Source organism: Amycolatopsis sp. cg9, from assembly GCF_041346945.1.
GTDB lineage: Bacteria > Actinomycetota > Actinomycetes > Mycobacteriales > Pseudonocardiaceae > Amycolatopsis.
On record NZ_CP166850.1, the window covers coordinates 2,433,488 to 2,448,103 of the forward strand.

Here is a 14,616-nt window from a genome sequence, read left to right on the forward strand (position 1 = left end):
ACGCGCTAGCCGTCTATGACGGAATATCGGGCGCGCGCTAGATACGCCGATAACTTGGCAGAGTGGACCCCATCCGCAACCCCTTCGCACCGGGCGCCGGTCAGCGGCCGCCTGAGCTGGCCGGGCGCGAGCGTGAGCTCAAGGCCTTCGAAGTGGTGCTGGAGCGGGTGGCGCGGGGGAGACCCGAACGCAGTCTCGTGCTCACCGGGCTGCGGGGCGTCGGCAAGACCGTGCTGCTCGGGGAGTTGCGCGCGATGGCCGTGCGGCACAAGTGGGGGGCCGGGAAGATCGAGGCGCGGCCGGACGCCGAACTGCGGCGACCGCTTTCCGCCGCCTTGCACCGGGCCATCCGGGACCTCGCCGTGCGGCACCGGGCGCCGGATCGGGTCGAAGAGGTGCTCGGCGTCTTGAAGGCATTTGCACTGCGGGCCAACAAGGCCGACGCGAAGCTGCGTGACCGCTGGCAGCCGGGCATCGACGTGCCCGCCGCGCAGGGGCGGGCCGACTCCGGGGACATCGAGATCGACCTCGTCGAGCTGTTCACCGACGTCGCCGAGCTGGCCGCGGACGTCGGGACCGGCGTCGCGGTGTTCATCGACGAGATCCAGGACCTCCAGCCCGACGACGTCTCCGCGCTCTGCGCGGCCTGCCACGAGCTGTCGCAGTCCGGGGCGCCACTGGTCGTCGTCGGCGCCGGGCTGCCGCACGTGCCCGCCGTGCTCTCGGCGTCCAAGTCGTATTCCGAGCGGCTCTTCCGCTACGCGCGCATCGACCGGCTCGAGCGCGAGGACGCCGACTACGCCGTGATGGCGCCGATCGAGCGCGAGGACGCCGGCATCGAGCCGGAAGCGCTCGACGCGCTCTTCGACGCGTCCGGCGGCTACCCCTACTTCATCCAGGCCTACGGCAAGGCGGCCTGGGACGCGGCGCCGTCCGACCCGATCACGGTCAAGGACGTCCAGGTCGCGGCGCCCGAGGCGGAGTCGGAGCTGGCGGTCGGCTTCTTCGGTTCGCGCTACGAGCGCGCGACGCCCGCCGAGCGGGAGTACCTGCAGGCGATGGCCGAGCTGACCCAGGGGCGCGACGAGCCGGCCGGCACCGCCGACGTCGCCGTGTTCCTCGGGCGGAAGCCGTCGTCGCTGTCGCCCGCGCGCGACAGCCTGATGAAGAAGGGCCTCGTCTACTCCGCCGAGCGAGGCCAGATCGCCTTCACCGTGCCGCACTTCGGCCACTACCTGCTCGGCCGCGACTGACCCGCTATCCGCGTTTCTCAAGCTTTCTAGGCCAGAGGCTAGAGAGCCTTAGAAGCATGTATCGGGTTGCTCCCTCGTGACCGCCGCCACCCTCGATCTCTCCGGCCCATACCCACATCCGCCGACGATTCATCGGCGAGTGCGCCACATCACCGGATATTCATTGGCTTCCTTGTGAAAAAAGGCGCATACTAGAGGCACAAGCCACCGAGACCCTCCGAAGGGGATGCAGAAACCGATGAACAACATCGCCGCCAAGCTCCGAGCTCGTCGCGCCGAGACTCGCACTCGCCGGGCGCTGAACCGGGCGATCGACACCGCCGCGACCGCGACGGTCCGTCAGGAACTCATCGCGATCGCGCAGGCTCGCTCGGGCTACATGCGCTGACCTCTCACCCCGTGGTGGTCGCCCATTCGAGTGACCTATGCCACATAGTGCTCAACGTGTAACGACGCGCTAAGTGCCGTCGATACCCACTACGACCCCGTGATGCTGGCGGACCCCCGACCTGGCAGCATCGCGGGGTTTCCCATTTCCCCGGTAACCCACTTGCCACCGCGGAGCTGTCGAGTAATCTTTGACTTCGTCAACGAACTTGTTGAGGTGGTCAATGAACGACGCCCAGGCGGCCGACCGGGTGGCCGCGGTCCGCGCTTTCAACCGGCTCTACACCGGGGTCATCGGCGTGCTCGACGAAGGCCCGGCCGACGCCGAGTACTCGCTACCGGAAGCCCGCGTCCTCTTCGAGCTCGCCCACCAGGACCCGCTGCCGGTCACCGACCTGCGGAAACGCCTCGAGCTCGACGCCGGCTACGCGAGTAGGCTGCTCGCCCGCCTCGAGTCGCGCGGACTGATCTCGCGCGAACGGTCCGACGAGGACGCCCGCCGCCAGCTCGTGCGCCCGACGGCGGCCGGCCGCGACGCGTTCGCCGTCCTCAACCGCCGGTCCACCAAGCAGATCGGCGGCCTGCTCCGCCGGTTCGCCGACGAAGACCAGGAGCGCCTGCTGGCCGCGATGCGCACGATCGGCGACCTGGTCGGCGACCGCCGTCGCGACCCGGCCCTCGTGCTCCGGCCACCACGACCGGGTGACCTCGGCTGGGTGGTGGAACGCCACGGCGCGGTGTACGGCCGCGAGTACGGTTTCGGCCCCCGGTTCGAGGGCTTGGTCGCCCGCATCGTCGCCGACTTCGCCGAGCACGACGACCCGCGGCAGGCGTTCTGGATCGCCGAGCTCGACGGCGAGCGCGTCGGCAGCATCGCGTGCACCCGCGGACCGGACGAAGACACCGCGAAGCTGCGGCTGCTGCTGCTCGAGCCGTCGGCGCGAGGCCACGGCGTCGGCAAGCGCCTGGTCACCGAATGCGTCGAGTTCGCCCGGGCGCACGGCTACCGGGCGATGGAGCTGTCGACGGTCTCGATCCTGACGGCGGCACGCTCGATCTACCGCGCGGCCGGCTTCGAGCTGGTCCAGGAGACGGACTTCGCCGACTGGGGCCCGAAGCTGACCGAGGAGACCTGGCGCTTGAAGTTCTAACGCGGCACTCGGCCGAGCAGGAAGAACTCGGGGTTCGGCCGCAGCGCGGTCAGGTGGGCGAGCCGGTTCGACATCGCGAACAACGCCGTGATCGCGCCGACGTCCCAGATTTCGTCGTCGGTCAGGCCGGCATTGCGTGCGGCTTCGAGGTCGCCCTCGCCGAAGAGCGCGGAGTCCTGGGCGAGGGCCAGCGCGAGGTCGACGATCGCGCGGCCGCGTTCGTCGAGTTCGACCTGCCACGGGTTGCTCGACACGCGGTCGGCCAGCTCGGGGTCCTTCGCGCGGATGCGCAGGATGGCGCCGTGGGCGACCACGCAGTACGTGCAGTGGTTCGCGCCGGAGGTGGCGACGACGACCAGCTCGCGCTCGGCCTTGGTGAGTCCGTCGGAGCGTTCCATGAGGGCGTCGTGGTAGTCGAGGAACGCGCGCAGCTCGGCGGGGCGGTGGCCGAGAGCGCGGAAGATGTTGGGCACGAAACCCGACTTCGCCGCGATCGCGCCGACGCGCTCGCGCAGGTCTTCGGGAAGGTCTTCGAGTTCCACCACCGGAAACCGGCTCACGTCGCTCATGGGCTTCACGCTAGCCGTGGTTGGCTGTGCTCGTGACGGACTACGTCGACGGGTACTGCGAACGCGTCGCGCCCGGGCTCTGGGGAGAACCGCTCAACAGTCTCAGCAACCTCGCGTTCCTCGTCGCCGCCGTGCTCGTGTGGCGGCTGGCCGGCGGGGACCGGACCGGGCGGTTGCTCGCCGGGTTGATCGGGCTCGTGTTCGTGGCCAGCAGCGTCTTCCACCTGGTCGCGACGCGGTGGGCGGCCGTCGCGGACTCGGGGGCCATTCTCGGGTTCGTGCTGGTGTACGCCGTGGTGTTCACGCGCGAGTACTGGAGCCGGCAGTGGGGGTGGCTGGCCGCGCCCGCGTTCCTCGCGCTGACCGTGGTCACCGCGGTGCTGGGCGGTGGGCTCTACCTCTCCGCCCTCATCGGACTCGGCGTCTTCGCCGCGGTGCTCGCCTTCCAGCGCGACCCCCGCTGGACGCACTTCGCCGTCGCGGGGGCGGTTTTCGCGCTCTCGCTGAGCTTGCGCACGCTCGACCGGGACGTCTGCGACTACGTCCCGGCCGGCACGCACTTCCTCTGGCACCTGCTCAACGGCGTGGTGCTCTACCTCGTTTCCCCGGTGCTCATCCGTCCACAGAGGACTTAGTGGGCGCCGATCGGCCGCAGGTCCTTGTCGTGCTCGTCGGCCTGGTAGTCCTCCGGGTTGGTGTCGTCCGTGCCGTTGAACACCTTCAGCTGCCGCGCGATCACGGTCACGATCGCCGCGACCACCAGGTTGGCGATCAGGGCCACGAAGCCGACGTAGATCTGGACCTGGGAACCCGCGAACGGGTGCCAGCCGAAGATCGACATGTTGCCCAGCGGCAGCGCCGACCCGCCGAAGTGGAGCTTGCCGTTGGCCGGGTTGGGGATGCCGTACAGCATGATCAGGCCCCAGCCGATGCCGACGACCCAGCCCGCGATCAGGCCCCAGCGGTGGAACCAGCGCGTGTACAGCGCGAGCGCCACGGCGGGGAGCGTCTGCAGGATCAGCACGCCGCCGATGAGCTGGAGGTCGATCGAGAACTGCGGGTCGATCAGGATGATCACGGCCACCGCGCCGAGCTTGACGACCAGCGAAGCCAGCTTGGCCTGCTTCGCTTCCTCGGCCGGGGTCGCGTTCTTGCGGATGTACTCCTTGTAGATGTTGCGGGTCCACAGGTTGGCCGCGGCGATCGACATGATCGCGGCGGGCACCAGTGCGCCGATGCCGATCGCGGCGAAGGCGATGCCGGCGAACCAGGAGGCGAAGGTGCTGTCGAACAGCACCGGGACGATCGTGTTGCCGTCCGCCTTGCCGGTCGCCGCGTTCGTCAGCGGCTTGACGCCCGCCGTGATCGCCACGTAGCCCAGCAGCGCCAGCAGGCCGAGCACCAGCGAGTACGCCGGGAGCGCGACCATGTTCCGCTTGATCACGCTGCGGCCGCGCGAGGCCAGCACGCTGGTCAGCGAGTGCGGGTACAAGAACAGTGCCAGCGCCGAACCCAATGCCAGCGTCGCGTACTGGAGCTGGTTGTTGGCGTTCAGCAGAACGCCGTCGGCCTTCGACGGGGTCTTGTCGAACTTGGCCACCGCCGTGTCGAAGATGTGCGACCAGCCGCCCAGCTTCGAGGGCAGGTAGATGATCGCCACCAGGATGACGATGTAGATCAGGATGTCCTTGACGAACGCGATCAGCGCGGGCGCCCGCAGGCCGGACTGGTAGGTGTAGAAGGCCAGGATCACGAAGGCGACCAGCAGCGGCAGGTGGCCGACGATGCCGGAGCCGTTGATGCCCATCGTCCGCAGCACGGCTTCGAGGCCGACCAGCTGCAGCGCGATGTACGGCATGGTCGCGACGATGCCGGTGATCGCCACCAGCAGCGCGAGGATCGGCGAGCCGAAGCGGCCGCGCACGAAGTCGGCCGGGGTCACGTACCCGCGGACCCGCGAAACCGACCACATCCGCAGCGCCGGGAGCAGCACGATCGGGTAGACGACGATCGTGTACGGCAGCGCGTACAGGCCGAGCGCGCCCGCGCTGAACACCAGCGCGGGCACCGCGACGAACGTGTAGGCCGTGTAGAGGTCACCGCCGAGCAGGAACCACGTGATCCACGAGCCGAACTTGCGGCCGCCGAGACCCCATTCGTCGAGGTGGTCCAGCGCGCCGCCGCGCTGCCAGCGCGACGCCATGAAGCCGAGGACGGTGACCAGCGCGAACAGGACCGTGAAGATGATCAGCTCGGGCCACTGCAGGTTGCTCATCGAGCGTCCCCCTCGTCCAGGTCGTCGACGCTCAGCCGGTCAGGGGCGTCCGTGGTGGGCTTGTCCCGCGTCATCAGGTAGACGATCCAGGTGGACAGCACCCCGACCGCGACCATGAGGAACTGGAACCAGTAGAAGAACGGCATCCCGAACAGCCGTGGACCGTCCACGTTGAACAGTGGCGTGACCAGGACGAGCAGCGGGACGATCAGGAGCAGGTGCCACGGGTTGAACCGCGACCCGCGCACCTTTCCGTCGTGCTTCACAGTCGACATCGACCTCACCTAACACTCCCGTAACCGACCGCCTGACCTTAGAACCTGGGTGACAGGGAGTCACGTCTGTCCGATATCGATTTGATCGCCGCGGTACCCGTTGCCGACCAACGTCGGTTGCCCCGTTCCGGTGAGCCCTATATCAATAGCCGGACTCCGCACGTGAAAAGTCAAAAAGGGGCAACCGTATGACACGACTCCGCTACGCGGTGGTGATCCCGGCGATCGCCGGCACCCTGCTGGCCGGGTTCACGCCGGCCTTCGCGGGCCAGGAGGCCGCGGCCGGCAAGCAGCCGCTGAACTCCACGAACATCCCGCCGCAGTACGCGAACCAGAAGCTCGACTGGCACAAGTGCGCCGTTCCCGCCGAGCTTCCGACGGCCCCGCCCGCCGGCGCCGAGGACATGGAGTGCGCGACCTACAAGACGCCGCGCAACTGGTACCAGGCCAACGCGCAGATCGACCTGACCATCGCCGTCAGCCGCCTGAAGGCGACCAAGGACGCGACCGCCAGCGTCGTCACCAACCCCGGCGGCCCGGGCGCGCCCGGCCGGAACTTCCCGGCCCGCCTGCGCAACCAGCCCAAGCTGCGCGAGCACCAGGAGATCGTCGGGTTCGACCCGCGCGGCACCGGCAAGAGCACGAACATCACGTGCGGTGGCGCCATCGGCACCGGCTCGGACCTCGACCCGCGTGACCGCGACCGGCAGAACCTGAACCTGATCGTCGCGGCGACGAAGTACGCGGCGCTGTCCTGCCAGCAGAAGTCCGGCGAGCTGGGCCCGCTGATCAACACCGACCAGACGGTCAAGGACATCGACCTGCTGCGCGTGCTGCTCGGCCGCGACAAGATCAACTGGGTCGGCTACTCGGCGGGCACCTGGATGGGCGCGCACTACGCGCAGGCCTACCCGACGCGCACCGGCCGGTTCGTCCTCGACTCGGCCACCGAGTTCACCACGACCTGGCAGAAGTCGTTCGACTGGCAGCCGCTCGGCTTCGAGCGCCGCTTCCGCCAGGACTTCCTCCCGTGGGTGGCGAAGTACGACAAGCTCTACCACTTCGGCACCACCGGTGAAGCGGCCCGCCAGACCTACGAGCAGGTCCGCTACGCCCTGACCCAGGGCGCGGTCACCCTGCCCGACGGCTCGTCCGTGTCGGCCAACGGCCTGGACGCCTTCATCGCCTCGAGCATCTACTCGAAGCGCTCCTTCCCGGGTCTGGCCGACTACCTGGTCAGCGTCCGCACGCTGACCCAGGGCACCGCTTCGGCGCAGGCCAAGACGTCGGCCGCGCATAAGGTCAAGGCCGCCGACAAGAGCACCGAGACCTCCGGCGCCCAGCCGCTGATGGTCCCGACCGACGGCGACGCCTACGACGCCAGCTTCTGGACCATCCCGTGCAACGAGGGCCCGTGGACCGGCACGGTCAACAGCGCCATCAAGGACTCGCAGCGGCTGATCGACAAGCAGCTGCCGCTCCTGGGCGCCGGCTGGTTCATCCAGCCGTGCCTGTTCTGGAAGAAGCCGCCGGCCCCGCTGCCCGTCCTGGACGGCAAGGGTGTCCCGCCGGTGCTGATCGTCGAGTCGGAGCACGACCCGGCGACGCCGATCGAGGGCGCGCGGCGCGCGCACAAGGCGTTCGCGGGTTCGCGGATGCTGACGATCACCGGCGAGGGTGACCACGGCATCTACGCCGGCGGCAACGCGGGTGTGGACAAGGTCGTGGAGGCCTACCTGGTCGACGGCGTCGTGCCGAACGACCAGAGCCTGCCCGGCGTGGCACTTCCGGTGCCTCCGGGGGCCTGACGCCACAAGGTGTAGTGGAAGCCCCGCCGAACGGACGTTCGGCGGGGCTTTTCCACACCTGTGCACAGAGTTGTCCACAGGCGGTGGACAACTCGGGTGGTATTCCATCCATGCCCCCGCCGCCACCCTCAACGGAGACGCTTCGCGTCGCGGCGGTATTACTATTGGCCCCATGGTGCGAGTGCCGCTGACAGAGGACGAGCGCGAACGGGGTGAGCGCCTCGGCCGGGCGCTGCGGACGGCGCGAGCCGGCCGGAGCATGGTCGACGTGGCCGCCGAGGCCGGGATCTCGGTCGAGACGCTCCGGAAGATCGAAACCGGGCGGATCCCGACGCCGGCGTTCTTCACGGTCACGGCCATCGCCGACGCCGTGGGCCTGCCGCTGGACGAACTGCGCGCGGCGGTCGCGCCCGCCGGGTCGCCACCGCTCAGCCAGGCGAGTTAGACCGGGCGCAGCTGGTTCAGGATGTGCTCGCGGTCGTTGAGGAACGCGCAGCCCGCCACCGGCAGGTCGTAGCTGTTGAGCAGCTTCTCGAAGTCGGAGAACTCGTCCGCCGAGAAGCCGAAGCCCAGCTTGACCGCGTGCGCGGCCAGCACGTCCGCCAGCTCCTCCCACTCGCCGGACCACAGCAGCGTCCGGTAGTGCGTGTAGTCCTCGGGGGACAGCCGGTCGGCGACGCCGGTCAGGATGCTGTCGGCGAAGAAGCTGATGCGGTTGCCCTGGAGGTCGGCGACCGTCGGGTTCGCCGGGTCGCGGGCGGCGTCGGGGTTGCGGATCACGCCGGGGCCCGCCACCGGGTAGGCGGTGTGCACGTGGCCGTTCTCCTCGACCAGGACGATCAGGTGCACGTTGTACCGCTCGCCGGCGCAGCGCCACCGGCCGTTCGGCTGCCGCCGGCGGGCCTCGCTCGGGTCGTTCGCGACGTCCTTGACGACCGCGATGATGTGCTCGTCGGTCCAGCCGGCCGGGAACTCGCTGGTCGCCCTCCGCCCGACGCCCGGTGCGTGTCCGCCGCCCACTGGCTGCTCCCTTCGTCGCAGCGAGCGTAGGTCAAACGGCGGCGGCGAGCAGCACGATCCCGACGACCTGGAGGTCGAGTCCGCGGAAGAGCTGGCGGACGAGGTTGGCCGGCATCGGACCCATCGGGGTGTCCACGAACGCCGGATTTCCGTAGTCGACGGCGGTCCGGGTGACCGTGCGGAGGATCGAGAGCACCGACAGCGGCACGGCGAACCACGCCCCGGCGCCGAACGAGGTCCCACCCGCGAGGGTGACCACGGCGAGCAGCGCCGCCCAGCAGATCCCGGTGCCCGCCAGCGCCAGGCCGTGGGTCAGCACCAGCTCGCGGTTCGAGGTGCCGAGCCACCGGCGGCGGCCCGGGTTGCGCCAGAGCTCGCCGAGCCCGCCGGCGAACGGCGTCAGCGCGACGTACGCGCCGATGCCGACGAGGACCGCGCCCGGCACGGTCGGCAGGGCGATGTGGGCGACGACGACCGCGAAGCCGACCAGGGCCGCCGCGCCCGCGTACCGGGAGCGGCCGAGCGTGCCCGCGAAGGCGAGCCGGAGCGCGGTCGGGCGGCGCAGCGAAAAGCGTCCGATCGGGGTGGCCGGCGGCAGCAGCATCATCGGGTCGAGGAAGGTGACGGCGACCGAGCGCAGCACCCGGCCGTCCCAGCCGGCGAGCAGCGCCGCCCGGCCGGCGCGGTGCACCGGCTCGCCGCCGAACGCCAGCGGCACCGCCGCCACCAGCACGCCCGCGGCGACGAACTGCACGGTCAGCGGGCCGGGGCCGAGCGCGGCGATGGCCAGCCCGGCGACGGCGAGGGCGAGCGGGCCCAGCGCGTCCAGGCGCAGCGAAGTCCGCCGGGCGGAGGCGAACGCGGCGACGGCGGTCGCGACGACCACCGCGACGGCCGCGCGCCACTGGTCGAGCCCGGCCCCGCCGACGGCGAGCAGCAGCGCGGCGAGGTAGCCGGTGACCACCAGGACGCCGGTCCAGGCGCCGAGCAGCCGCAGGGTGACGACGCGGCCGCGGTCGACCGGGGCGAAGTCGAGCCAGGTCAGCTCCGCCGGCTCGACCCACGCGAAGCCGCGGCGCAGCAGGCCGCGCCAGCCGACCGCGCAGCAGAGCGTGAGCAGCCCGAGCACGGCCGGGAAGTCCACGTGGGACGAGCCGTAGAGCGCCGGGCGCCAGCCGTCGACGTGGAAGAACGCGGTGAACAGGAACCCGAAGCCGAACAGGAAGACGAAGCTCGCGGTGTCGCCGCTGAAGATCCCGCCGAACCGCTTGCGGCCCGGGATCCGCATCCGGCGCGGCGCCAGGGTCACCACAGTTCGAGCACGCTGTCCGCGGCCTCGAGCAGCGGCGGGTGGTGCGTGGCCACCACGACCGCCGCGCCGGCCGCCGTCGACCGGGCGATCACCTCGACCAGCCACTCCTTGCCCGCCGTGTCCAGCGCGCGCTCGGGCTCGTCCAGCAGCAGCACCTGGTGGGGCCGCGCGGTGACGCCGAGCAGCAGCAGGCGACGGCGCTGGCCCGCGGAGAAGTGCCCGGCCGTGACGCGCATGCGTTCGCCGAGCCCCGCGTCGCGCAGCAGCTCCTCGTGGTCGCCGAGGTCGGCGCCGAACGAGCCGGCCAGGAGGTCGAGGTGCTGCAGCGGCGTCAGCTCCGCGAAGAAGTCGGAGTCGTCGAAGAGCACCGACACCTTGCGGCGGAACTCGACGTCCCGCTCGTCCGGCACCTTGCGGTCGACCAGCACGCGGCCCCGCTGCGGCTTCTGCATCCCGTACAGGCACCGCATCAGGGTCGACTTGCCGACGCCGTTCGGCCCGACGATCGCCGCGCACTCGCCGGGGTCGACGGAGAAGTCCAGGTCGTCGAACAGCCAGTGCTCGCCGGTCCGGACGCCGATCGCCGTCGCGTCGATCATCGGAGGGCTTCGAGCACCGGGGCGAACTGCTCCAGGTTGTGCTCGAGGATCGTGTAGTACGTCAGGCCGAACCGCTCGCGGTGCGCGTGGAGCTGCTCCGCGACCTGGGCGGGCGAGCCGATCAGCGCGGTCGGCACCGCGGCGAGCTGCTCGGTGCTGAGCGTGCCCTGCGTCCGCTTCGCCAGCTCCTCCAGCGCGCCCGCGCGGTCGTCCGTGATGTGCACGAAGTGGCAGAGCAGGTTGAACTCGGCCGGGCGGCCACCGAGCTTCGCCCGGACGAACCCGATGCGCTCTTCGATGTCCTCGGCGCTCGCCGGGGCGGGCGCGGTGCCGTCCGGCGTCTTGGCGGTGCCGGTGAAGCCGATGATGTCGGCGTGCTCGGCGGCGAGGGTCAGGATCCGGTCCCCGCGGCCGGCGAGCAGCAGCGGCGGACCTTCCGGCCGCGTCGGCGCGGGCTTGTGCTCCTCGTCGGCATACAGCCGCTTGAGTTCGAGGATGGTCCGTTCGAGGTGGTCGACGCGCTCGCGGGCGGACGGGAACGGCATCCCGGCGGCCTCGAACTCCGCCTTCACGTAGCCGGCGCCGAGCCCCAGCTCCAGGCGCCCGTCGGTGAACTGGTCGGTGCCCGTGACGTCCCGCGCGAGCAGCACCGGGTTGTAGAACGGCGTGTTGAGCACGAAGGTGTTCAGCTTGACGCGCGAAGTGACCTCGCCGGCCAGCACCAGCGCCGGGAACGGCGGGGCCATGCCCAGGTGGTCGGCCGCCGACAGGACGTCGTAGCCCAGGTCCTCGACCTTGCGGCACTTCTCGACCCACGCGGCGCGGCTGTCCGGCACGATCATGTTGACCCCGAAGCGGAAATCCCCAGTCATGGGGATCAAGGTACTCACCGGAGCTTCTCGATCACCGGGGCCAGCCGCACGAGGTCGTCTTCGATCACCGTGAAGTAGCTGATCCCCAGCGTCTCGCGGGTGCGCAGCAGCTGGTCGGCGACCGCGTCGGCGGATCCCACGAGGACGGTCGGCAGCTCGCCCAGCTCGTCGACGCCGAGGTCGGGCACCCGCCGGTGGACGGCTTCCAGCGTGCTGCGCCGGTCGTCGGTCACGCGGGTGACGTGCACCAGCAGGTTCAGCTCGGCGTCCCGGCCGTCGAGGGCGTTCCGCGCGAACTCGACGCGTTCGGTCAGCTCGCCGAGCCCGGCCAGGGACATCCGGCCCTCGACCTTCGTCGCCGCGGTGCCGGTGAACCCGACGATGTCGGCGTGCTTCGCGGCCAGCTTCAGCACGCGGTCGCCGCGGCCGCCGAGCAGCAGCGGCGGCCCGGGTTTCTGCACCGGCTCCGGCTTGTGCGCCGGATCCGCGTAAAGCCGCTTCAGCTCCAGCACCGCGCGTTCGAGCCGCGCGAACCGCTGCCCGGGCGTGCCCCACTCGATCCCGGCCGCGTGGAACTCCGCCTCGACGTACCCCGCGCCGATGCCCAGCTCGAGGCGGCCGTCGGTGAACTGGTCGGTGCCCGTGACGTCCCGGGCGAGCAGCACCGGGTGGTGGAAGCAGGCGTTGATGACGAACGTGTTGAGCCGGACCCGCTCGGTCGCCTCGGCCGCGAGCACGAGCGCGGGGAACGGCGGTGCCATCCCGACGTGGTCGGCCGCGCCGACGACGTCGTAGCCGAGGTCCTCGGCCTGCCGGCACTTCGCCACCCACTCGGCCCGGGTACCGGGCACCACCAGATCCACGCCGAACCGGAACGGTCTCATGGTCGCGAAACTACCGGGGCAAATGAAGGGGACGCCTCCCGGATGCGGCCGGGAGGCGTCCCCTTCTGCTTGCGGAGACTCAGCTCAGGCGCTGCGCCAGCGCGTCGAGCTCGTCACGCAGCGAGGTCGGGACCTCGCCGATCTTCTCGAACCACTCCTCGATCAGCGGCAGCTCCTGGCGCCACTCCTCGGGCTTGACCTCGAGGGCGGCCTGGATGTCCTCGATCGGCTCGGTGAGGCCCTCGGTGTCGAGGTCCTCGGCCCGCGGCACGAAGCCGACCGGCGTCTCGACGGCGTTGCCCTTGCCCTCGACGCGCTCGACGACCCACTTGAGGATCCGCGAGTTCTCGCCGAAGCCCGGCCACAGGAAGCGGCCGTCGTCGCCGCGGCGGAACCAGTTGACGTAGAAGATCTTCGGCAGCTTGTTCGCGTCGGCGTTCTTGCCCAGGTTCAGCCAGTGCTTGAAGTAGTCACCGGCGTGGTAGCCGAGGAACGGCAGCATCGCCATCGGGTCGCGGCGCACGTTGCCGACCGCGCCGGCCGCGGCCGCCGTGGTCTCCGACGACATCGTGGCGCCCATGAAGACGCCGTGCTGCCAGTCGCGGGCCTCGTTCACCAGCGGCACCGTCGTCTTGCGGCGGCCGCCGAACAGGATCGCCGAGATCGGCACGCCCTTCGGGTCGTCCCACTCCGGCGCGAGGATCGGGCACTGCGACATCGGCGTGCAGTAGCGCGAGTTCGGGTGGGCGGCCTTCTCCGCGGAGTCCGGCGTCCAGTCCTCGTTCTTCCACGACGTCGCGTGGGCGGGCTTGTTCTCCATGCCCTCCCACCAGATGTCGCCGTCGTCGGTCAGGGCGACGTTCGTGAAGACCGTGTTGCCCTGCTCGATCGTGCGCATGGCGTTCGGGTTGGTGTGCCAGTCGGTGCCCGGCGCGACGCCGAAGAAGCCGAACTCCGGGTTGACCGCGTAGAGGCGGCCGTCCTCGCCGAAGCGCATCCACGCGATGTCGTCGCCCAGGGTCTCGGCGCGCCAGCCCGGGATGGTCGGCTGCAGCATGGCGAGGTTGGTCTTGCCGCAGGCGCTGGGGAACGCCGCCGCGACGTAGTGGACCTTGTCCTCGGGCGAGATCAGCTTGAGGATCAGCATGTGCTCGGCGAGCCAGCCCTCGTCGCGGGCCATCACCGAGGCGATGCGCAGCGAGTAGCACTTCTTGCCCAGCAGGGAGTTGCCGCCGTAGCCGGAGCCGTAGCTCCAGATCGCCCGCTCCTCGGGGAAGTGCGAAATGTACTTCGTTTCGTTGCAGGGCCAGGAAACGTCCTGCTGCCCCGGTTCGAGCGGCGCACCCACGGAGTGGAGCGCGGGCACGAATTCGCGCTCGCTGCCATCCGGCGCGATGAACTTCTCGAGGGCCGCCTTGCCCGCGCGCGTCATCACGCGCATCGAAGCGACGACGTAAGCGAAATCGGTGATTTCGATACCCAGCTTGGGATTCTCGTCGGCGAGGGGACCCATGCAGAACGGGATGACGTACATCGTGCGGCCGCGCATCGAGCCACGGAAGAGCTCGGTCATGGTGGCCTTCATCTCGGCCGGGTCCATCCAGTGGTTGGTCGGACCGGCGTCCTCGGGACGCTCGGAACAGATGAAGGTCCGGTCTTCGACGCGGGCGACGTCGTTGGGGTCGGAAGTGGCCCAGAAGGAGTTCGGCTTCGACTTGAGCTGCACGAACGTGCCGGCGTCGACCAGCTCCTGGTTGATCCGGGCGGCTTCTTCGTCAGACCCGTCGACCCACACCACGCGGTCCGGGGTGGTCAGCTCGGCGACCTCCCGGACGAAGGACAGCACGCCACTGTGCGTCGTCGGCGCGGTGTCCAGTCCGGGGATGGCGACTGCGGTCATCTCTACTCCTGACTTCCGACGACAAACAAGCCCGCACCGGAACGACGCTGTCCCGGTGCGGGCGTCATTGCCGGCGACCGAATGGCTTCGCACACCGGCTGGCGAACCGGTGTGCGTGATTTGGGATTCCCCGAGAGTAGCCGCATGACCGGCAAGTAACCGAGAGCTGACGTGTAGGTTCTCTCACAAGAACGATAAGGGAATCGATTCAGACGTCACCGGATCGGTGTATTCGGCGTAAATCTTGCGGTGGTCCGGGACACACCTGTGACCTGGTCGTTTTCATTGAAGACATGAAGAAAGCCCGGGGC

The 14,616-nt window shown here is 70.0% G+C and carries 15 protein-coding genes; 6 read left to right on the forward strand and 9 right to left on the reverse strand.

The genetic code is table 11. From position 1 onward, the window contains the following. The first annotated feature begins 62 nt into the window (after positions 1 to 62). From AB5J73_RS11420 to AB5J73_RS11430, 3 genes are all read left to right on the forward strand, one after another. Positions 63 to 1,253, forward strand: coding sequence for an AAA family ATPase (locus AB5J73_RS11420; RefSeq protein ID WP_370969660.1), 1,191 nt, complete (start codon positions 63 to 65; stop codon positions 1,251 to 1,253). A 238-nt stretch (positions 1,254 to 1,491) separates the two neighbouring features. Then, positions 1,492 to 1,641, forward strand: coding sequence for a hypothetical protein (locus tag AB5J73_RS11425; protein WP_163046719.1), 150 nt, complete (start codon positions 1,492 to 1,494; stop codon positions 1,639 to 1,641). A gap of 223 nt (positions 1,642 to 1,864) precedes the next feature. Then, positions 1,865 to 2,791: a GNAT family N-acetyltransferase gene (locus AB5J73_RS11430; RefSeq protein ID WP_370969661.1), complete on the forward strand. Its 927-nt coding sequence runs from the start codon at positions 1,865 to 1,867 to the stop codon at positions 2,789 to 2,791. On the opposite strand, the gene AB5J73_RS11435 is transcribed toward AB5J73_RS11430, so the two are convergent. Beyond that, positions 2,788 to 3,360: a peroxidase-related enzyme gene (locus AB5J73_RS11435; protein WP_370969662.1), complete on the reverse strand. Its 573-nt coding sequence runs from the start codon at positions 3,358 to 3,360 to the stop codon at positions 2,788 to 2,790. The genes AB5J73_RS11430 and AB5J73_RS11435 overlap by 4 nt on opposite strands. A gap of 32 nt (positions 3,361 to 3,392) precedes the next feature. On the opposite strand from AB5J73_RS11435, the gene AB5J73_RS11440 reads away from it, so the two are divergent. Further along, a complete protein-coding gene (locus AB5J73_RS11440; RefSeq protein ID WP_370973088.1) occupies positions 3,393 to 3,995 on the forward strand; it encodes a hypothetical protein in 603 nt (200 codons plus the stop codon). On the opposite strand, the gene mctP is transcribed toward AB5J73_RS11440, so the two are convergent. Continuing rightward, complete coding sequence (mctP, locus tag AB5J73_RS11445) at positions 3,992 to 5,635, reverse strand: monocarboxylate uptake permease MctP (protein ID WP_370969663.1); 1,644 nt, start codon at positions 5,633 to 5,635, stop codon at positions 3,992 to 3,994. The genes AB5J73_RS11440 and mctP overlap by 4 nt on opposite strands. Further along, a complete protein-coding gene (locus AB5J73_RS11450) occupies positions 5,632 to 5,910 on the reverse strand; it encodes a DUF3311 domain-containing protein (protein WP_086861373.1) in 279 nt (92 codons plus the stop codon). Before AB5J73_RS11450 ends, mctP begins: the two co-directional genes overlap by 4 nt. 188 nt (positions 5,911 to 6,098) lie before the next feature. On the opposite strand from AB5J73_RS11450, the gene AB5J73_RS11455 reads away from it, so the two are divergent. Both AB5J73_RS11455 and AB5J73_RS11460 read left to right on the forward strand, forming a co-directional pair. Beyond that, positions 6,099 to 7,718 carry an alpha/beta hydrolase gene (locus tag AB5J73_RS11455; RefSeq protein ID WP_370969664.1) on the forward strand — a complete coding sequence of 540 codons (1,620 nt, stop codon included), beginning with the start codon at positions 6,099 to 6,101 and terminating at the stop codon, positions 7,716 to 7,718. A 172-nt stretch (positions 7,719 to 7,890) separates the two neighbouring features. Further along, positions 7,891 to 8,163, forward strand: coding sequence for a helix-turn-helix domain-containing protein (locus tag AB5J73_RS11460; RefSeq protein WP_370969665.1), 273 nt, complete (start codon positions 7,891 to 7,893; stop codon positions 8,161 to 8,163). Here the strand turns inward: AB5J73_RS11460 and AB5J73_RS11465 are convergent. The 6 genes from AB5J73_RS11465 to AB5J73_RS11490 all read right to left on the reverse strand — a co-directional run bounded on the left by AB5J73_RS11465 (position 8,160) and on the right by AB5J73_RS11490 (position 14,305). Next, a complete protein-coding gene (locus tag AB5J73_RS11465) occupies positions 8,160 to 8,738 on the reverse strand; it encodes an EndoU domain-containing protein (RefSeq protein ID WP_370969666.1) in 579 nt (192 codons plus the stop codon). The genes AB5J73_RS11460 and AB5J73_RS11465 overlap by 4 nt on opposite strands. 31 nt (positions 8,739 to 8,769) lie before the next feature. Next, entirely contained in the window at positions 8,770 to 10,050 is a 1,281-nt protein-coding gene (locus AB5J73_RS11470) for a hypothetical protein (RefSeq protein WP_370969667.1), read from the reverse strand. Then, positions 10,044 to 10,649, reverse strand: a complete 606-nt coding sequence (locus AB5J73_RS11475; RefSeq protein ID WP_370969668.1) for an ATP-binding cassette domain-containing protein — start codon at positions 10,647 to 10,649, stop codon at positions 10,044 to 10,046. Before AB5J73_RS11475 ends, AB5J73_RS11470 begins: the two co-directional genes overlap by 7 nt. Further along, the gene (locus AB5J73_RS11480; protein WP_370969669.1) at positions 10,646 to 11,521 is read right to left on the reverse strand and encodes an LLM class F420-dependent oxidoreductase; all 876 of its coding nucleotides are present in this window, start codon (positions 11,519 to 11,521) and stop codon (positions 10,646 to 10,648) included. Before AB5J73_RS11480 ends, AB5J73_RS11475 begins: the two co-directional genes overlap by 4 nt. Before the next feature lie 14 nt (positions 11,522 to 11,535). Next, on the reverse strand, positions 11,536 to 12,405 hold the full coding sequence (locus AB5J73_RS11485) for a TIGR03621 family F420-dependent LLM class oxidoreductase (protein ID WP_370969670.1): 870 nt from the start codon (positions 12,403 to 12,405) through the stop codon (positions 11,536 to 11,538). Between the two features lie 79 nt (positions 12,406 to 12,484). Beyond that, the gene (locus AB5J73_RS11490; RefSeq protein WP_370969671.1) at positions 12,485 to 14,305 is read right to left on the reverse strand and encodes a phosphoenolpyruvate carboxykinase (GTP); all 1,821 of its coding nucleotides are present in this window, start codon (positions 14,303 to 14,305) and stop codon (positions 12,485 to 12,487) included. Positions 14,306 to 14,616 lie beyond the last annotated feature (311 nt).